18 protein-coding genes are annotated in these 18547 nt (G+C 60.6%); 11 read left to right on the top strand and 7 right to left on the bottom strand.

Features of this window, described 5'->3' with window-relative positions; all coding sequences use genetic code 11:
- Positions 1 to 86: 86 nt before the first annotated feature.
- The 4 genes from PL599_RS15570 to PL599_RS15555 all read right to left on the bottom strand — a co-directional run bounded on the left by PL599_RS15570 (position 87) and on the right by PL599_RS15555 (position 5954).
- On the bottom strand, positions 87 to 1205 hold the full coding sequence (locus PL599_RS15570) for a quaternary amine ABC transporter ATP-binding protein (RefSeq protein ID WP_269824425.1): 1119 nt from the start codon (positions 1203 to 1205) through the stop codon (positions 87 to 89).
- Complete coding sequence (locus PL599_RS15565) at positions 1198 to 2106, bottom strand: ABC transporter permease (protein ID WP_077982719.1); 909 nt, start codon at positions 2104 to 2106, stop codon at positions 1198 to 1200. The genes PL599_RS15570 and PL599_RS15565 overlap by 8 nt, the downstream gene beginning before the upstream one ends.
- Positions 2107 to 2349: 243 nt before the next feature.
- Complete coding sequence (locus tag PL599_RS15560) at positions 2350 to 3360, bottom strand: ABC transporter substrate-binding protein (protein WP_077982718.1); 1011 nt, start codon at positions 3358 to 3360, stop codon at positions 2350 to 2352.
- A 494-nt stretch (positions 3361 to 3854) separates the two neighbouring features.
- Positions 3855 to 5954: a S9 family peptidase gene (locus tag PL599_RS15555; RefSeq protein ID WP_269825855.1), complete on the bottom strand. Its 2100-nt coding sequence runs from the start codon at positions 5952 to 5954 to the stop codon at positions 3855 to 3857.
- A gap of 223 nt (positions 5955 to 6177) precedes the next feature.
- On the opposite strand from PL599_RS15555, the gene PL599_RS15550 reads away from it, so the two are divergent.
- From PL599_RS15550 to PL599_RS15535, 4 genes are all read left to right on the top strand, one after another.
- Entirely contained in the window at positions 6178 to 6579 is a 402-nt protein-coding gene (locus PL599_RS15550; RefSeq protein ID WP_077982716.1) for a DUF930 domain-containing protein, read from the top strand.
- Positions 6580 to 6684: 105 nt separating this feature from the next.
- Positions 6685 to 7593, top strand: coding sequence for a dihydrodipicolinate synthase family protein (locus PL599_RS15545; protein ID WP_077983011.1), 909 nt, complete (start codon positions 6685 to 6687; stop codon positions 7591 to 7593).
- 51 nt (positions 7594 to 7644) lie between these two features.
- A complete protein-coding gene (locus tag PL599_RS15540) occupies positions 7645 to 8370 on the top strand; it encodes a polysaccharide deacetylase family protein (protein WP_173988402.1) in 726 nt (241 codons plus the stop codon).
- 270 nt (positions 8371 to 8640) lie between these two features.
- Positions 8641 to 9732: a bifunctional transcriptional activator/DNA repair enzyme AdaA gene (locus tag PL599_RS15535; RefSeq protein ID WP_269824423.1), complete on the top strand. Its 1092-nt coding sequence runs from the start codon at positions 8641 to 8643 to the stop codon at positions 9730 to 9732.
- A 17-nt stretch (positions 9733 to 9749) separates the two neighbouring features.
- On the opposite strand, the gene PL599_RS15530 is transcribed toward PL599_RS15535, so the two are convergent.
- Positions 9750 to 10910 carry an AI-2E family transporter gene (locus PL599_RS15530; protein WP_269824422.1) on the bottom strand — a complete coding sequence of 387 codons (1161 nt, stop codon included), beginning with the start codon at positions 10908 to 10910 and terminating at the stop codon, positions 9750 to 9752.
- A gap of 84 nt (positions 10911 to 10994) precedes the next feature.
- Entirely contained in the window at positions 10995 to 11855 is an 861-nt protein-coding gene (locus PL599_RS15525; RefSeq protein ID WP_077983010.1) for a VOC family protein, read from the bottom strand.
- A gap of 277 nt (positions 11856 to 12132) precedes the next feature.
- Here PL599_RS15525 and PL599_RS15520 point away from each other — a divergent pair, with 277 nt between their 5' ends.
- The 4 genes from PL599_RS15520 to PL599_RS15505 all read left to right on the top strand — a co-directional run bounded on the left by PL599_RS15520 (position 12133) and on the right by PL599_RS15505 (position 14560).
- The gene (locus PL599_RS15520) at positions 12133 to 12543 is read left to right on the top strand and encodes a universal stress protein (protein ID WP_077982712.1); all 411 of its coding nucleotides are present in this window, start codon (positions 12133 to 12135) and stop codon (positions 12541 to 12543) included.
- A gap of 80 nt (positions 12544 to 12623) precedes the next feature.
- Positions 12624 to 12944, top strand: a complete 321-nt coding sequence (locus PL599_RS15515; protein WP_077982711.1) for a TraR/DksA family transcriptional regulator — start codon at positions 12624 to 12626, stop codon at positions 12942 to 12944.
- A gap of 327 nt (positions 12945 to 13271) precedes the next feature.
- Positions 13272 to 13940 (top strand): PAQR family membrane homeostasis protein TrhA, encoded by a 669-nt coding sequence (trhA, locus tag PL599_RS15510; protein WP_173988408.1) that lies wholly within the window; start codon positions 13272 to 13274, stop codon positions 13938 to 13940.
- A gap of 122 nt (positions 13941 to 14062) precedes the next feature.
- A complete protein-coding gene (locus PL599_RS15505) occupies positions 14063 to 14560 on the top strand; it encodes a GNAT family N-acetyltransferase (protein WP_269824421.1) in 498 nt (165 codons plus the stop codon).
- A gap of 184 nt (positions 14561 to 14744) precedes the next feature.
- Here the strand turns inward: PL599_RS15505 and msrB are convergent, their stop codons facing one another.
- Positions 14745 to 15152 (bottom strand): peptide-methionine (R)-S-oxide reductase MsrB, encoded by a 408-nt coding sequence (gene msrB / locus PL599_RS15500; RefSeq protein ID WP_077982708.1) that lies wholly within the window; start codon positions 15150 to 15152, stop codon positions 14745 to 14747.
- A gap of 201 nt (positions 15153 to 15353) precedes the next feature.
- Here msrB and PL599_RS15495 point away from each other — a divergent pair, with 201 nt between their 5' ends.
- The 3 genes from PL599_RS15495 to PL599_RS15485 are packed head-to-tail and all read left to right on the top strand — an operon-like array spanning position 15354 to position 18531.
- Complete coding sequence (locus tag PL599_RS15495) at positions 15354 to 17738, top strand: putative monovalent cation/H+ antiporter subunit A (RefSeq protein WP_142912420.1); 2385 nt, start codon at positions 15354 to 15356, stop codon at positions 17736 to 17738.
- Positions 17735 to 18154: a Na(+)/H(+) antiporter subunit B gene (locus PL599_RS15490; protein ID WP_077982706.1), complete on the top strand. Its 420-nt coding sequence runs from the start codon at positions 17735 to 17737 to the stop codon at positions 18152 to 18154. Before PL599_RS15495 ends, PL599_RS15490 begins: the two co-directional genes overlap by 4 nt.
- Positions 18154 to 18531, top strand: a complete 378-nt coding sequence (locus PL599_RS15485; protein ID WP_077982705.1) for a Na+/H+ antiporter subunit C — start codon at positions 18154 to 18156, stop codon at positions 18529 to 18531. The genes PL599_RS15490 and PL599_RS15485 overlap by 1 nt, the downstream gene beginning before the upstream one ends.
- Positions 18532 to 18547 lie beyond the last annotated feature (16 nt).

Raw genomic sequence — 18547 nt, 5'->3', positions numbered from 1 at the left:
GCCTGCCTCACACTCCACGTCATCCTCGCCTCAAGGGCGAGGATGACGTGGAGAGTTTTAGAACTTTATAGACAGGATCAAGCGGATCACACCGTTTCCTTCTGCACCGGAGCAACGGGCTCCGGTACCTTCTCCGGTTTATCCGTCGCCTTCACCTCCACCTCAACCGTCGCCACCGTCTCCTGCTGCGCAGGCGTCACCATGGCGGCCACCAGCGTGTCGAGACCGATGCTGCCGACCGGCTTGCCGTCCTCATCCACCACATGGGCCTGGGTTTCATTGGCCTCCGACATGTCGCGGGCAATGGTTTCCAGCGTCGCGTTCTCAGGCACGGACATGCCTTCCGGCTTGCTGTCCAGCGGCTCCATCACCGTCGTCGCCTGCAGCACGCGGCTGCGATTGACGTCGCGAACGAAGTCGGAGACGTAACCATCGGCCGGTGAAAGGATGATGCTCTGGCCGTCGCCCTGCTGCACCACTTCGCCGTCCTTCAGGATGGCAATGTGGTCGCCGAGCCGCAGAGCCTCGTCCAGATCGTGGGTGATGAACACCACGGTCTTTTTCAGTTCCTGCTGAAGATCGAGCAGCATCGTCTGCATATCGACGCGGATCAGCGGATCGAGCGCCGAATAGGCTTCGTCCATCAGGAGAATATCGGCGTCATTGGCAAGCGCGCGGGCAAGGCCGACACGCTGTTGCATGCCACCGGAAAGCTGGTTCGGATAATAATCCTCGTAGCCGTCAAGGCCGACACGATTGAGCCAGTAACGGCCTTTCTCTTCGCTCTCCTTGCGCGGTATGCCCTGGATGTCCAGGCCGTAAACGCTGTTTTCCAGCACGGTGCGATGCGGCAGCAGGCCGAATTTCTGGAACACCATCGCCGTCTTGTGGCGGCGGAATTTCCTGAGCGCCGACGTGCTCATGCCGCAAATGTCTTCGCCGTCGTAGAGAACCTCACCGGCGGTCGGGTCGATCAGCCGGTTGATGTGGCGGATCAGCGTCGACTTGCCGGAACCGGAAAGCCCCATGACGACGGTGATCTTGCCGCCCGGCATGGTGATGTTGATGTTGTTGAGACCGAGTACGTGGTTGTGTTTGTCGTTCAGCTCGACCTTGTCCATGCCTCTTCGTACCGCTTCGAGATATTTCTCGGGATGCTTGCCGAAGATCTTGTAAAGGTTGCGGATTTCGATGCTTTTAGCCATGGGAGACCTCGCGGTATTTCTGCAGGCGTTTGCCGAAAGCCTGGCTCGCCCGGTCGAACATGATGGCGATGGCGACCAGAGCGAAACCGTTCAGGAAACCTACCGTGAAGAACTGGTTGTTGATGGCCTGCAGCACGTTTTTGCCGAGCCCGCCGACACCGACCATGGAGGCGACGACGACCATGGCGAGCGCCATCATGATAGTCTGGTTGATGCCGGTCATGATGGTGGGCAACGCCAGCGGCAGCTGCACATTGAACAGCTTCTGGCGGTTGGAGGAGCCGAAGGCGTCCGCCGCTTCCAGCACTTCCCGGTCCACCAGGCGAATGCCGAGGCTGGTCAGGCGGATGACGGGCGGAATGGCGTAGATCACCACTGCGATCAGGCCCGGAACCTTGCCGATGCCGAATATCACCACCACGGGGATGAGATAAACGAAGCTCGGCATGGTCTGCATCACGTCCAGCACGGGGTTGATGAGGCGCTGAAGGCGTTCTGAGCGTCCCATCAGGATGCCGAGCGGCAGGCCGATGACGATGGCGATCAGGGTGGCGATGGCGACGATGGACAGCGTTGTCATCGCGTCGCGCCAGAGGCCCACTGCGCCGATCATCAGCAGCGACGCCGCGGTACCGGCGGTGATCTTGATGCTGCGACCGGCGAAATGCACAATGGCAAGAATGACCAGCATGGTGATGATCCACGGCGTCTGAATAAACAGCCGCTCCGAGGAATTGAGGAAGAGTTGCAGCGGATGCACGACGACGTCGATTGCATCGCCGTAGTTGCGCACGAGATCGCGAAAGCCGTCATCGATGGTCTTGCGTGCCACACGCATGGTTGAATTGTCGATGGCGGGGAACTTGCAGAGCATGTCCGGCAAGTAATTGCAGAGGGCCATTATTGTTGTTTTCCCTATGGGTTTTGGGGGATGGGTGGTGGAGGTTGGAGTGCGCGGGCACCCCCCTCTGTCCTGCCGGACATCTCCCCCTCAAGGGGGGAGATCGATCTGCGGCAAGGTCTCGCCCATCTCGATGGTTGAGGATGAAGCGGTGAAAGCGCACCCAGCCGATCTCCCCCCTTGAGGGGGAGATGCCCGGCAGGGCAGAGGGGGGTAAGCGGCTTGCGCCAACCCCGCCAGCAATCACATCGAAGCCTTGATCTTCTCGACCACCTCGGCCGGCACCCACTTTGTCCAGATGTCCTCATGGTTCTCGAGGAAATATTCCGCGCCGTCCTCGTTGGTGCCCTGGTTCTCATCCATCCAGGCGAGGATTTCGGCCACGGTCTTGTTGTCCCAGCTGCGGGCCTTGATGTAGTCCAGCGTCACGCCGGCCTTGCTTTCGAAGTCCTTGGTGATGACGGTGTAGACATCGGCCACCGGATAGGCGTTGACCTTGGGGTCGGCGCAGTCGACCTTCGCCGTGCATTCGTCGAAATGGGCGCGGTCTAGTTCGACGCCATCGTCCAGCTTCACCATTTCGTATTTGCCGAGAATGGCGGTGGGCGACCAATAATAGCCGAGCCAGCCCTGCTTCTTTTCAAACGCATTGGCAATGGAGCCGTCAAGGCCGGCGGCCGAACCGGTGTCGACCAGCGTGAAGCCCTTCTTGTCGCCTTCGCGCGCCTTGTAGAGATTGGCGGTCGTCACCTGGCAGTTCCAGCCGGAGGGGCAATTATGCACGGCGCCCTTGCTGGCGTCTTCAGGCGCCGGGAACAGTTCGGGATGTTTCAGAGCATCCTCGACGGTCTTGATGTCGGGGTGTTCGTCGGCGATGAATTTCGGGATCCACCAGCCTTCGATACCGCCATCGGTGAGAATTTTCGAGGCTTCGATCAGCCGGCCTTCCTTGACGGCGGCATTAAGCGGCTCGCGCACGGCATTGACCCACAATTCGGGCGCCATGTCCGGCTGGCCCTTTTCGTTCATGGAAGCGAAGGTCGGCATGGTGTCGCCGCTGACGACATTGACCGTGCAGTCATAGCCGTTTTCCATGATGAACTTGTCGACATAAGCCGCGACGCCGGCGGATGCCCAGTTCATTTCGGCGATGGTGACGCTGCCGCACTCTTCGGCGGCATTGGCGGAATTTGCTGCACCGGCAGCGATGGTAAAGCCCGTTACGAGAATGGTCGAGGCTAGGAGTTTCTTCATGGTGTAAGACCCCCAAGTCTGATGCAGTGTTTTCAGTTGGCAAAGCGGGAGCACTGCAAAGCCCGGATTGCCAAGGGCGAACTGACATAGCGCGTGAAAAAGCCGAAAATTGACGGCAAGAAGAATAACCGCAGAACACGCTGCGGAATTGCCGCAAGAACAACGGCGAAAATGCGCATGAATATGTCAACGGTCGGCATAATACGGCCAAAAAGTGATATTGCAACGCAAAATGGCGCATCGCAGTCATGCGTTCGATTTTTGGAGCGTTTTTTATTTGGTGTAATACATGGAATATATTCTAGTTTTTCGGAAATATATTACATATTTCAGTATGGCGAAATAAAAATCCCGGTGGAATCAAGTCGGAATTCAAGGAGAAAATAAAGTCGCGATTTTGTGGAAAAAATATTCGGAAAGAGGGTTTGTGAAGGTATTTTTATGCTGTTTCGATGCGGGCGGCGGCCCTGTCGCCGCCCGACAACGGTCAGATGTCAAACAGCGTCCTTGCCGGCCACCTTCAGCGCAAAGGCATATTCGAAGGCGATTTCCTCCAGCCGCTGGAAACGCCCGGACTTGCCGCCATGGCCTGCCGCCATGTTGGTCTTTAGCAGGATGGGCGCTTCCCCTATCGTCTTTTCGCGCAGCTTCGCCACCCATTTGGTCGGTTCCCAATAGGTCACGCGCGGATCGGTGAGACCGGAAAGCGCGAGAATTGGCGGGTAGGGCTTAGCACCCACATTGTCATAGGGGCTGTAGGCGGCGATCCAGCCATATTCCTCCGCCGATTCCAGTGGGTTGCCCCATTCCGGCCATTCCGGCGGTGTCAGCGGCAAAGTGTCATCGAGCATGGTGGTCAGCACGTCCACGAAGGGAACGGCGGCGATGATGCCGGCGAATTTTTCCGGCGCCATATTGGCCACCGCCCCCATCAGCATGCCGCCGGCCGAACCGCCTTCGGCGACGATGCCCTGATAGGAGGTGAAACCTTCCTGAACGAGATGATCGGCAGCGGCGATGAAATCCTTGAACGTGTTCTGTTTGGCTTCCATCTTGCCGGTTTCGTACCATTCGAAACCCTTGTCCTTGCCGCCGCGAATATGGGCGATGGCATAGATGAAACCACGGTCGGCGAGCGACAGCGTGGTGGTGGAGAAGGAGGCGGGGATGGTGATGCCGTAAGCGCCGTATCCGTAGAGCAGGCAGGGGGCGGAACCGTTAAGCGCCACATCCTTGCGATAGAGCAGGGACACCGGCACCAGTTCGCCGTCATGGGCAGGCGCCATGATGCGGCGGGTGATGTAATCGTCCGGATTGTGGCCGGAAGGCACTTCCTGCGTCTTCAGCAGCGTGCGCTCGCGGGTCACCATGTCGTAGTCGAACAGCTGGCTCGGCGTCGTCATCGAGGAATAGGAGAAGCGGATGACATCGGTGTCATATTCCGCCGCGCCATGCAGGCCGAGAGAATAGGCTTCCTCGGCAAAGGCGATGGAATGTTCGTCGCCGGTGCGGCGATCGCGGATGACGATGCGTGGCAGGCCGTCGCGGCGTTCCAGCCAGATCAGGTGGCGGGCATAGGCGTCGACGGAGAGGATGAGGCGGCCCGGCTCGTGGGGCACGACTTCTTTCCAGTTTTCCTTGCCGGGTGCGGTGACGGGCGCTTCCACGATGCGGAAATCCTTGGCGTCGCCGTCATTGGTGAGGATGAAGAACACATCGCCGCCTTCGCACATCGAATATTCGACGCCCTCTTCGCGCTCCGCCACGACAGCAGGCTCGGCGGTCAGGTCTTTCGTGGAGAGAATGCGATATTCGCTGGTCTCATGGTCGTGAATGTCGATGAAGATGAAATCGTCGAGCACGGACGCGCCGACACCCATGAAGAAGCCGGGATCCTTTTCCTCATAGACCAGCCGGTCGGCCGATTGCGGCTCGCCGATGATATGGTGGAAGACTTTCGACGGACGGTGGTTCTCGTCCTGCAGCGTATAAAAGAAGCTCTTGCCGTCGGGTGCCCATGCCCCGCCGCCGCCGGTATTTTCGACGACGTCGGCAAGGTCCTCGCCGGTCTCGAGGTTGCGGATGCGCAGCGTGAAATATTCCGAGCCCTTGTCATCGTAACCCCAGATACCGTGGCTATGATCGGAAGACTGGTCGAGACCGGCAAGACGGAAATAATCCTTGCCCTCCGCTTCCTTGTCGCCGTTCAGCAGCACATGTTTTTCGCCGCCGCCGCGCGGGGTGCGGAAATAATGCGGCTGCTCGCCGCCGGTCACGAACAGGGTGCCATAGGCGTAAGGACCGTCATTGACCGGAACGGAGGAATCGTCCTGCTTGATGCGGCCCTTCATTTCGTTAAACAGCTTTTCCTGAAGCGCCTTGGTGTCGCCCATCGCTGCTTCCATATAGGCGTTTTCCGCTTCCAGATGGGCGCGGATGGCGGGGTCGAGAATGGATGTGTCCTTGAACATGGCCTGCCAGTTATCGGCCCGGAACCAGGCGTAATCGTCGGTGCGGGTAATGCCGTGATGCGTATCCTGAACGGGCCTTTTTTCGGCGGTCGGGGCGGCGGGCAGGTTCTTGAAAATCGGCAAGGGAAACTCGCTTTCCTGTAAAAAATCTTGGGCGGCACCAAGATGTAGAGCGGGCCTTGCGGCCGATCAAGTTTCAAATCTCCAGAGGCGGAATGCGGCTCGGGCACAATTTCGTCAGCTTTCGATCACATTTTGGCAATATCCGGCAAATCAGCGATGATGGATGCAGGCTGCCCGGCCTGCCGCCCACCACAAGAACAAACGAAAAAACTGACAGGACCCCATGCGAAAGCTTCTTCCCGCTGCCCTTTCTGCCTTTTTCCTTGGCTTGCAGACCTTCACCCCCGCTTTTGCGATCGATGCCAGCGTCATGCGGCAGTTGAACGCGCTGGCCCCCGAGGAGCGGCTGGAACAGCGCTGCGATATCGAGGCGATGGAGCGCATTGCAACGGAGCAGAAGGGCATGAAACCCGACAAGGTCATCGCCTATACTTTCGGCGATCCGGAAGTGGGCAAGAACTCCATCAAGGCGCCCGGCGCAGTCTTCAGGAGTGCGGGCGAATGGTACAAGCTGAAATATAAGTGCCAGCTCAAGAGCGACAGTCTCAGCATCCAGTCCTTCGACTACCGTGTGGGCGACAAAATTCCCGAACAGCAGTGGAAGAAGTTGTATCTTTATGACTGAGCACGGAATTTTTCGATTTCAGGTCAGCCTTTAACCGCCGCTTTTGTTGCGGCCGTGCGGCCGGCTCTGTAACCCTGACTTCCGATCGAAGTGAGGGACATAGACATGGCGAGACGATTCAAGGGGCTTTCTGCTTTTCCGATCACGCCCGCCGATGAGGCCGGGCGGGTCGATGTCGAGGCCTTCTGCGCCCTGATCGAGCGGCTGGATGCGGCGGCGGTCGATTCCGTCGGTATTCTCGGCAGCACCGGCATCTATATGTATCTCACGCGTGAGGAGAGGCGCCGTGCCATCGAAGCGGCCGCCGGCATCCTCAAGGGCAAGCGCATATTGATGGCAGGCGTCGGCGCCTTGCGCACCGATGACGCCGTGGCGCTGGCAAAGGATGCGGAAGCCGCCGGCGCCGATGCGTTGCTGCTGGCGCCCGTGTCCTACACGCCGCTGACGCAGGAAGAGGCCTATCACCATTTCGCCGCCGTGGCGGGTGCGACGGCGCTGCCGCTCGCCATCTACAACAACCCGACGACCACGCGCTTCACCTTCAGCGACGAGCTTCTGGTGCGGCTTGCCTATATCCCCAATATCCGCGCCATCAAGATGCCGCTGCCGGCCGATTCCGATTACGCTGGCGAGCTTGCGCGGCTGCGCCCGAAGCTGGGGCAAGATTTCGCCATCGGTTACAGCGGTGACTGGGGCTGCGCTGACGCCACGCTTGCCGGCGGCGACGCCTGGTACAGCGTGGTCGCCGGCCTGCTGCCGGTTCCAGCCCTGCGGCTGATGCGGGCGGCTCAGGCCGGCAATGCGGAAGAGGTCAAGCGGATCGAAGTGGCCTTCCAGCCGCTCTGGACGCTGTTTAAGGAATTCGGCAGCATTCGCGTGGTTTATGCCGCCGCCAACATGCTGACGCTGACGGTGAGCGAACCGCCCCGGCCGATCTTGCCGCTCACCAGCGCCGAACGCCAGCGGGTGGAAGAGGCGCTGGAGGCGCTGTCTGCGCTGGAAACCGCGCCTTAATTCGGGCGCTTTGCGGGCGGATTGCCAGCTCTTCACACTCCGGAACACAAAATGCTGCGTCGCCTCTTCATCGCCACCCTGTTTTTCTCCGCCTCATCCGTCGCCTTTGCGGGAACCGGCCTTGTCGAGCCGTCGCTGAAAATGTCGCCGCAGCATGACGGCAAGGTGCGGGTGGCGATGACGCTGGACGCCTGCATGGGCAAGACCGACCACCGCATCCTCGATACGCTGGTGAGGGAGCGCATTCCCGCGACGATCTTCGTCACCGCCCGCTGGCTGAAGCATAATGGCGAGGCGCTGGCCGTGCTCATGGCGCATCCGGATTTGTTCGAGATTGAAAATCACGGCGAGAATCATGTGCCGGCAGTGGACAAGCCGGTCTCCATCTACGGCATCGCCGCCGCCGGCTCCGAAGCGGCGGTCGAGCAGGAGGTGGAGGGCGGCCGTCAGGCCATCGTCGCCGCCACCGGCCTCCAGCCGCAATGGTTCCGCGGTGCGACGGCCAAATATACCAGCTCCTCCATGGCCACCATCAACCGGCTGGGCATGCGGGTGGCCGGTTATTCCATCAATGGCGATGGCGGCTCGCTGCTGGGTGCAGCCATGACGGCGAAACACATCGCTTCGGCAAAAGATGGCGATGTCATCATCTCCCACATCAACCAGCCCACCCATGAGGCGGGCGAGGGCGTGGTGAAAGGGCTTCTGGCGCTGAAGGCGCGGGGCGTGATTTTTTCACGGCTGGACGACCCGTCCTTCGCGCCGCCGGTGAATTGATCCGCAAGGTCGCCGCCCGTTTCTTCTCCCCGCCGGGGAGAAGATGCCCGAAGGGCAGATGAGGGGGCAAGCTCCCCGCATTTTTCCACCGTCGCCCCCTCATCCGGCGCTGCGCGCCACCTTCTCCCCGGCGGGGAGAAGAAATATGCCGCACCGGCTCACCTCACTGAAAGCAGCCGTCGTCAGGGCTGAAGGATGAAGATACATCCTTCCACATCCATGCCCGTTTTTCGGCGGCGCGGGTCAAAAATTTGCGCTAGCATCCTCCCCATGATGCTGTTCAAACGCCCCGATACCGAAACGCTCTATTCCGCCCTTGTGAACAAGGACCCCGCCTATGAGGGCGTGGCTTATGTGTGTGTGACGTCGACGAAGATTTTCTGCCGCTTCACCTGCACGGCGCGAAAGCCGAAGATCGAAAACTGCCGGTTCCGCGAGACCATCGCCGAATGTCTGGAGGCGGGTTTCCGTCCCTGCAAGCGCTGCAAGCCGATGCTGTCCTATGGCTCCGCCGACGAAACCGTGACGTCGCTGCTGACGGCGCTGGAAAGCGACCCGGCGCGGCGCTGGCGCGAGGAGGATGTGGTGGCGCTCGGCCATGATCCTTCCACCGTGCGCCGCACCTTCAAGCGCCGTTTCGGCATGAGCTTTCTGGAAATCGCCAGATTGCGGCGGGTGGGCGGTGCGGCGGAGAGCCTCGCTTCCGGCGAAGCGGTGATAGGCGCCCAGATCGATGCCGGTTATGAATCCGGCAGCGGCTTCCGCGCCGCCATCAACCAGTTCTTCGGCTCTTCGCCCGTCGCGATGAAGGGCAAGGGGTTCTTGAAGGGCGACTGGATCGATACGCCGATCGGCCCGATGCTCGCCGTCGCTGACGATCACGCCCTGCATCTCCTCGAATTTGCCGACCGGCCGGCGCTCGCCGCTGAATTGAAGCGGCTGAAGACGCGCACCGGCGCGGATATGGTGCTTGGCCGGACGGCCGTGACCGGCCAGATCGAAGCGGAACTCAAGGCCTATTTCGCCGGTCATTCAGCTGCCTTCAAAACGCGTCTTGCCGGCCATGGTACACCTTTCGAGCGCGATGTCTGGCGCAACCTGCGGGAAATCCCGGCGGGCGAGATCGTCAGCTATTCCTCGCTCGCAACCGCCATGGACAGGTCATCCGCCATACGTGCGGTCGCGCGTGCCAATGGCGCGAACCAGATCGCCATTGTTGTGCCGTGCCACCGTGTGCTGGGCGCCGATGGCAGCCTGACTGGCTATGGCGGCGGGCTGTGGCGCAAGAAATGGCTGATCGAGCACGAGCGCCGCATGGCGCAGACGCTCCGCGGCGTGCAAAAAGTTCCGCTCGCCTCCTGATGGCGCCGAAGAAGAGGCTAGTCGGGCAGGTTCGGCACCACCCGGCGGGTGGGGAAGAGTTCGCGTGTCACCGTCATGGCGATCAACGATAGCGGCAGGGCGAGCATCGCGCCGGCCGCCCCCCACATCCACGTCCAGAAGATGATCATCACGAAAACGAGGAAGGGATTGATTTCCATGTTACGGCCGACGACAGCCGGGAAGGCGAGGTTCTCCATCAACAGGTGAATGGTGAAGAAGGCGCCCGCCGGCAGCAGCGCGAGGACCATGTTGTCATGGGTGATGATGCCGGCGACGGTGAGCGATATGGTCATGAGGGTAATGCCGAGAAACGGCACGAAGCTCGAAAGGAAGGCAAAAAGACCCCACAATAGCGGCATGGAGAGGCCTCCGAGATAAGCGATCACGATCATGGTGACGCCAAGCGCGGCGTAGATCAGGCTCGCCGTGGCAAAATAGGTGCCGAGCACTTTTTCCACCGAGCCGATGATGCGGATGGTTCTAAGTCGCTGATGGCGCGCCGGGAAGGCCATGATGAGGGCCTTGCGCAGCCGCAGGCGGCTGTAGAGAAACATCAGGAGCGCCGCAAGGAAGATCAGCCCCTGCACGATCGCGGGCGTCACGTTCGCGCCGAGCAACGAGATGATTTCGCCGCTACGCGACAGCAGCGATTCCATGGACATGGAGCCCATGCTGAAGGTGGCCGCAGAAATATTCAGCCACCTCATATTTTCGAAATAGGGCAAGAAGCGATCAATGGTCCGCTCGATCAGGGCTGGGCCCTCCGATGCCAGCTGCGAGACCGGGTCCACCAGCGAATTGACCACGAAGAAAATGACGGCGGCGACGAGTGTGGACAGGATGATGGCGACGCCTGCGCCCGGTATGCCGTAGGAGGCCAGTTTCTCGGCGGAGACGCCGAGGATCATACCGACGACAACCGCCATCACAACGGGCATCAGGATCATCGACAATTCATGGATGACCGCCATGGACACGATCAGGAAAATGCCGATGATCGACCAGGCAACGAAGACATCAAGCGCCTCTCGTCCAAGCGGTTGCTGGCTGCGCGCGTCATCGCGCTGCGAAACCGAAGCCGGTGTCGCAAGTGGATCGGCCTTTTCCAGCAGCAAGGCCGCAGTGTCGGCGAGATCCGGCTTGGCGTTCTCATTCATCGAACTATCCCCCAATAAGGTGGCTAACGTCCGACAAATCCGGCGGTTCCGGGGCGGCACAAATTTCTGCCGCCCCTGTTGTGTTTATGCGGAAAGCTTCAGCCCGATGCCCCACGGATCCTTCAGCGCAATGCCGTCGCTTTGCCGCTCTGTGGCGATTTCCAGCCGGTCGAGCGCGGCAATCGCCGTCTCAAGCGCAGCCGGCTCGTTAAAGGTCAGCGAATAGCCGGAAAGACCGGTCATATTGTCCTTGCGGGCGGCCGCACCCCTGCTGTTCCAGATATTGGCGGCGACGTGGTGGTGATAGGCGCCCGACCCGAAGAAGCTCGCGCCGGGATAACGCGCCATGATCTTCAGCCCCAGCACATCCTGATAAAATTCATCCGCCTGCGGAATATTGCCCACCTGCAGATGGATATGGCCGATGGCTGTTCCTGCCGCAGCACCGGTAAAGGCCGTCTTCGGCGCGCTGTCGTAAAGCGCCTGAAGGTTGAGGCCGAGGGTGGCCATTTCCACCGTGCCGTCCTGCTGGTAGGTCCATTCGTCCGGCGAACGGTCGCGGTAGACTTCTATGCCGTTGCCTTCCGGGTCGGCAAGATAGATCGCCTCGCTGACCAGATGGTCGGACGCGCCCTGAAACTGGACATTGTTGTGGGCGGCATGCGCCAGCCAATGGGCCAGATCGTTCCGGCTCGGCATCAGGAAGGCGGTGTGGAACAGGCCCGCGGCGTTGCGCGGCGCGCGTTGCGCCGTGCCGGAGGTGGAAAGTGTGAGCAGCGGCTGGCCGCCGACACCCAGCACTTCGCCGCTCGGGTTGTTTTCAAGAACGGAAAGACCGATGATCTTCCGGTAAAAATCCGAAACGCGCGGCAGATCGTGAACGACGAGATGCGCCTGGCCGACATAGGCCGGCCGCGTCAGGGCGAATTGTTTGATTTCACTCATCATGATCTCCATATTGAATCCGAAGCGCCCTGGGGCGGATCGGTCGCCGAAATTATCGGCCGACGCCGCTTTGCGGCGTTTGTCGAAGGCAAATATGGGCTGGTTTCGTCGTTCAGCAAAGATCGTCGTCTGGCGATTGACCGTCCACTATTCGTTGACAATGCCCCGCTCCGGCCCGGCTCCGGCTTTGACTTCGATCAAGGTGAAGGCCGTGCCAACGGGGAATATAAGCCTAGTCCGACACGCCAAACGGCGGATCAAGCCAAAGGAGACAGCCATGTACAAGAAGATCATCGTACCGGTAGACCTCAGCGCCACCGACAAGGGCGAAAAGATTCTCGAAAAGGCCAAGGCGCTTCTGGATCCCGATGGCGAGATCGTTCTCATCAACGTTGTCGAGGAGCTGCCGGGCTATATGGCGATCGACCTGCCGGTCGACCTGATCGAAAACGCCATCAAGGACGCCAAGACCAGGCTTTCGGATATCAAGACCAGGGCCGGTTTCAAGGGCAGCCAGGAAATCCGAAGCGGCGCGCCCGCGCGCGAAATCATCGCCGCCGCCGAGGAACACAAGGCCGACCTCATCATCATTGCGTCGCACACGCCGGATTTCAGCAATTATTTCATCGGCGCCACCGCCGACCGCGTGGTGCGCCACGCCAAATGCTCGGTGCTGGTCGACCGATAAAAGCCTGACATTTCAGGGTTGCGGGCGGGTTTTCCGTCTGGAAATGCGACGATGCAAGAAGATCGGCTGGAGGAAAAAACATGAATGTCGAAACTTACGAGAAAATCCTGCGTGACCGCCAGCGCGAGCTTTATCGCCGCCTGCACAAAATCGAGGCCGATTTCGAAGAGCCTCGCAATCCCGACGACGAGGATCGCGCCACCGAACGCAGCAATGACGAGGTGCTGGACGAACTGGGGCAGGTGGGTCAGGACGAGCTGCGCGCCATCGACGCAGCCCTCGACCGTATCGCCAGCGGCACCTTCGGCACCTGCGTCAAATGCGGCAAGAAGATTTCGGAGGATCGGCTGAAGGCGGTGCCATACACGCCGTTCTGCCAGGAATGCGCTGCGGCTTTGTGATTGCGGCTAAAAAGGACTATTGCGTGGTACGACATCACGGCAGGTTTCTTCTCCCCGCCGGGGAGAAGGTGGCCCGAAGGGTCGGATGAGGGGGCAAGCTCTCCGGATATCTCTACCCTCGCCCCCTCATCCCGCTGCCGCGACCTTCTCCCCGGCGGGGAGAAGAAACAAGCGGCGGTCGCTCGCTACACCGGTACAGGCCGAAACAAGACCTCTCCTTTCGCAACAACGCCGAACGCAATTTGATCGCCGTTAACCGGCCGCTGTCTTGTTCCTGTCTAATATTGTCTCCATGCTTTGATGAAAGCACGCAGACGGGATTGGACTATGAGCGATTTATGGCGGTTCGGACGCCAATATGATTTTCACGAGATTGTCGCCGATGGCATCGTCCACGGTGTCGGCATCGTGTTTGCGCTTATCGGCGCCACGGCGCTGATTTTCTACGCGACCGCCTGGGGGACGCTCAGCGCAATCGCCGCCGCGTGGATTTACGGTCTCGGACTTGTCGCCTGCCTCTCCGTGTCCTTCACCTATAATATCTGGCCGCACTCAAGGGTAAAATGGTTCCTGCGCCGGCTGGATCACTCGGCAATCTTCATCCTCATAGCCGCCACCTACACGCCATTCCTGATGCGCGGCATTCACGATCCGCTGATCGCCGTCATGCTGGGGCTGATCTGGCTTGCCGCCATCTGCGGCATCCTCCTCAAATGCCTGTTTCCCGGCCGCTACGACCGGGTCGCCATTGGTCTCTATCTTGCCATGGGCTGGAGCGGCATCATGGTGGTGGAACCTTTGTCGTCGCACCTCGCCCCCGTCACGCTCTGGCTCATCGTCGCCGGCGGCGTCATCTATTCGCTCGGCGTGATTTTCCATGTCTGGGAAAAGCTGCGCTTCCAGAATGCCATCTGGCACGGTTTCGTCGTCTCGGCAGCCGCTGTCCATTATTTCGCCGTTGTCACCGCCTTCAGCCTCGTCCCGATGGCGTCCTGACGCCCTTTTTTTGACGGGGTAAGCAACGCGCTGGACATTGCGCGGCGTCATCCCTTAAGGCTCGTCAGAGGAGCAGCTGTCTTTTGCAGCCGCTCATCTAGAAATATGAGGGCGAAGCAATAATGAGCGTGGAACTGCGCGACGCGACCGTGGACGATCTCTCCGGCATCATGGCGATTTATAACGATGCGGTGGTGAACACGACCGCGATCTGGAACGAGGTCGTGGTCGATCTGGAGAACCGCAAGGAATGGTTCGCAGCCCGCACATCGCGCGGTTTTCCGGTCATCGTCGCCATCCTCGACGGCAAGGTCGCAGGCTACGCTTCTTATGGCGACTGGCGCGCTTTTGACGGTTATCGCCACACCCGCGAACATTCGGTTTATGTGCATAAGGATGCCCGCGGCCACGGCATCGGCAAGCGGCTGATGCAGGCGTTGATCGGTCATGCGAGCGGCAACGACGTGCATGTGCTGATCGCCGCCATCGAGGCGGAAAACATGGCCTCCATCCGCCTGCATGAAAGCCTCGGCTTCCGGGTCGTCGGCCGGTTCTCGGAAGTCGGCACCAAGTTCGGACGCTGGCTGGATTTGACGTGTATGGAACTGAAGCTGGGCTGAAAGCTGAAGGCCAGCCATGGATCGGGCTTATGCCGCTTGTTTCTTCTCCCCGCCGGGGAGAAGTCCGCGGCAGCGGGATGAGGGGGCGAGCTCCCCGAAATACGGCAACGTTACCCCCTCATCTGACCCTTCGGGCCATCTTCTCCCCGGCGGGGAGAAGAAACTCGCGGCACGGTCTTGCCGCTCAAACCGGCTCGAACACCATCGAATGGCCGTTGATGCAATAACGCAGGCCGGTGGGCTTCGGGCCGTCCGGGAAGACGTGGCCAAGATGGCCGCCGCAATTGGCGCAACGGATTTCCGTGCGCACCATGCCGTGGCTGGCGTCGCGATGTTCCGTCACCGCGCCCGGTTTTACCGGCTCGAAATAGCTCGGCCAGCCGCAGCCGGCATCGAATTTCGTATCGGAGAGGAACAGCGGCTCGTCGCAGGCCGCGCAGCGATAGAGGCCCTTCTGGAATGTATCCCAATAGGGCCCGGTGAAGGCGCGCTCGGTGCCGTGTTCGCGCAGGATGCGATATTGTTCCGGCGTCAGCTGCTCACGCCATTCGGCATCGGTCTTTTTGATCTTGGGGGATGTCAGATCGCTCATGGAATGATCCTTTCTTTGCGTCTCAGATAGTCATCGCCGCCGCCGATTGAAAGGGGAACGACGTCATAACGCGTTCGTTATGGGACGGGAGTACCGATTTGGGTTGAGAAGGGCGTGTCTATGCCTTAACTGGAAAATCGATTTGAAAGAAGAACGCCATTTATTGGCGCGCAGGGATGGGGTATATCCCGGGAGACGTGAATGACATCCGATGTCACGCCGCTGACATTCCTATCGCTTTTTCTGCCGTTTCTGGCAGCGCTCGCTGCGCCGGCCCTGGTGAAGCGGTTTGGCCACAACGCGGCATGGGTTCTGGCGATTGCGCCTGCTCTCGCCTTTGCGCATTTCGCGCTGATGCTGCCGCAGATCGCGGCAGGCGGGGTGGTGACAGGCGGTTATGCCTGGGTGCCGAGCTTCAATCTCAGCTTTTCCTGGTTCATCGACGGCCTGTCGCTGACTTTCGCGTTGCTGATCACCGGCATCGGCCTGCTGATCGTGCTCTATGCGGGTGGTTATATGAAGGGCCATCCGCAGCAGGGCCGGTTCCTGTCCTTCCTGCTGCTCTTCATGGGCGCGATGCTGGGCGTCGTCGTTTCCGACAGCCTGCTGATGCTGTTCGTCTTCTGGGAACTCACCTCCATCACCTCCTTCCTGCTGATCGGCTTCGATCATGAGCGCGCCGCCTCGCGCCGCGCCGCGTTGCAGGCGCTGGTGGTGACGGGCGGCGGCGGTCTCCTGCTGCTCGCAGGGCTGATCTTCATCTGGGACATCAGCGGCATGACGCAATTGTCGATGCTGGTGCGCGGCGGCGATGTCTTGCGCGACAGCCCGTTTTATCTGGCCGCGCTGCTTCTGGTTCTCGGCGGGGCCTTCACCAAATCGGCGCAGTTTCCCTTCCATTTCTGGCTGCCCAACGCCATGGAAGCGCCCACTCCGGTTTCGGCCTATCTGCATTCGGCGACCATGGTGAAGGCGGGCGTCTATCTCTTGATGCGGCTCAACCCGGTGCTCGGCGATACCGCCGCCTGGCAGATCCTGCTGCCTTTCTTCGGCGGGCTGACCATGCTTATCGGCGCGCTGCTGGCCGTGCGCCAGACCGATCTCAAGCTGATGCTCGCCTATACCACGGTGTCGTCGCTCGGCCTTTTGGTCATGCTGACGGGCTTTGGTTCCGCCCATGCCATCGAGGCGGCGGTGCTTTATCTGGTGGCGCATTCGCTGTTCAAGGGCGCGCTGTTCATGGTCGCCGGCATCATCGACCATGAGACCGGCACCCGCGACGTCACGAAGCTCGGCGGCCTGCGAAAAGCCATGCCGATCACCTTTACAGCGGCGCTGGCGGCTGCGATTTCCATGGCCGGCCTGCCGCCCTTCTTCGGGTTTCTCGCCAAGGAAGAGATCTATTACGCGCTGGCGCATGGCAATCCGCGGGCCGTGCTGTTCACCGGCATCGCCATCCTCGGCAACGCGCTGATGTTCGCCGTCGCCTTCGCGGTGGCGCTGAAACCCTTTCTCGGCAAGCCGGTGAAGACCCCGAAACACGCGCATGAAGGCCCGCTGTTGCTCTGGCTAGGACCGGCGCTTCTGGCGCTGAAGGGGCTGACGATCGCGCTCTTTTCCGGCGTCGCGCACTTCTATGTCTCCACGCCGATGGCGAGCGCCATCGCCGGTGAAGCGCGCCCGGTGGAAATCTCGCTCATCCCGCATATTGGCGTGCCGCTCGGCCTGTCGCTGCTGACGATCGCGCTCGGCATTGCTCTCTATGCGCAGCTTTCCACCGCCCGTGGGCTGATCGACCGCACCTTCAAGGCGCTGGGGGCGGGGCCGGACAGGGGCTTTGACGTTTTCATCGACATGCTGGTGAAAGTCTCGTTCCACATCACCCGGCTCATTCAGCCGGGTAGGCTGGAGTTTTACGTTACCGCCACTTTCGCCGTCATCGCCGCCGTGCTGCTTGTGCCGCTGTTCCTTTATGGGGAGCTGCCGTCCATGCCGTCATGGCCGCACGATATGCAGGTCCATGAACTCACCTTCATCGTCATTGCCGTGGCGGGCCTCATCGCGGTGCCGACGGCATCGAGCCGGCTCACCGCCATCATCGCGCTCGGCATTCAGGGCTTTGCGGTGGCGGTCATTTTCCTGCTGTTCGGCGCGCCTGATCTCTCCTTCACGCAATTCATGGTCGAGACGCTTTCGGTGGTCATTCTGACGCTTGTCATGACGCGGCTTCGCCTGTCGCCGTCAGACCATCGCGGCCTTGGCCAGAAGCTGATGGACGGCACCATCGCCATCGCCTGCGGAACCGGCTTCGCTTTGTTCCTGATGCGCGCGACGCAGGCGAGCTTCGACAACCGCCTGACGGACTTCTACAACACCTATTCCAAGGCCATCGCCCACGGCGCCAATGTGGTCAACGTCATCATCGTCGACTTCCGCGGCACGGATACGCTCGGTGAAATCGCCGTCGTGATGATAACGGGCCTTGCCATCCTTGCGCTGATCCGCATCCGCCCGGCCGCCGCCGTCAAGGGAGCCGCCGTCAAGGGACCGGCCAGAACCGCGAAGAAGAAAGGAGCGCGGGTATGAACACGCTCATTCTGCGCACCGTCACTCCCGTTGTCACCAGCCTCATGGTGCTGTTTTCCATCTTCGTGCTGTTGCGCGGCCATAATGAGCCGGGCGGCGGTTTCATCGGCGGCCTGATTGCGGTCTCGGCGCTGGCGATCTACGGCATCGCCTATGGCGTGACCGCGGTTCGGCGCGCCATCGTGTTTCATCCGCTCGCCATCGCCGGGGCGGGGCTGCTTTTGTCCATGCTGTCCGGCCTCGTCTCAATGGCCGCGGGCGTGCCCTTCATGACCGGGCTCTGGGTCTATCCGAGCCTTTTCGGTGTCGAAATTCCGCTCTCCACCGTCATGTCCTTCGATATCGGTGTCTACCTTGTCGTGGTCGGCGCCATCACCTCCATCGCACTGGCGCTGGAAGAAAGGGAAAGCGACTGATGGAAGCGGTCTTCTCCATTCTCGTCGGCATCTTCTTTTCGGTGGCGATCTACCTCATGCTGTCGCGTCACAGCATCCGCATGCTGCTCGGCGTCGCCATTCTCGGCAATGCAGTGAACCTCCTGCTGTTCACTGCGGGCAGGCTGACGCGCGAAGTGCCGCCGATCATTCCGCCCGGCATGGACACGCTGCCCCCGGGTGCGGCCAATCCGCTGCCGCAGGCGCTCATCCTCACGGCAATCGTCATTTCCTTTTCTTTCTTCTGTTTCCTTCTGGTGCTGACCTGGCGTGCGTTTCAGGAATTGCAGACCGACGACACGGACGAAATGCGCACCGCAGAACCCGCAGGCGAGCCGATGCCGCCGCTCGGTTATTGAGCGGCGAGGCTGAGAC

The organism is Agrobacterium sp. ST15.16.055 (assembly GCF_027956555.1).
Taxonomy (GTDB): Bacteria; Pseudomonadota; Alphaproteobacteria; order Rhizobiales; family Rhizobiaceae; genus Agrobacterium; species Agrobacterium salinitolerans.
Note: the sequence above shows the minus strand (reverse complement) of the source record. Positions and strands in the feature narration are given on the sequence as shown.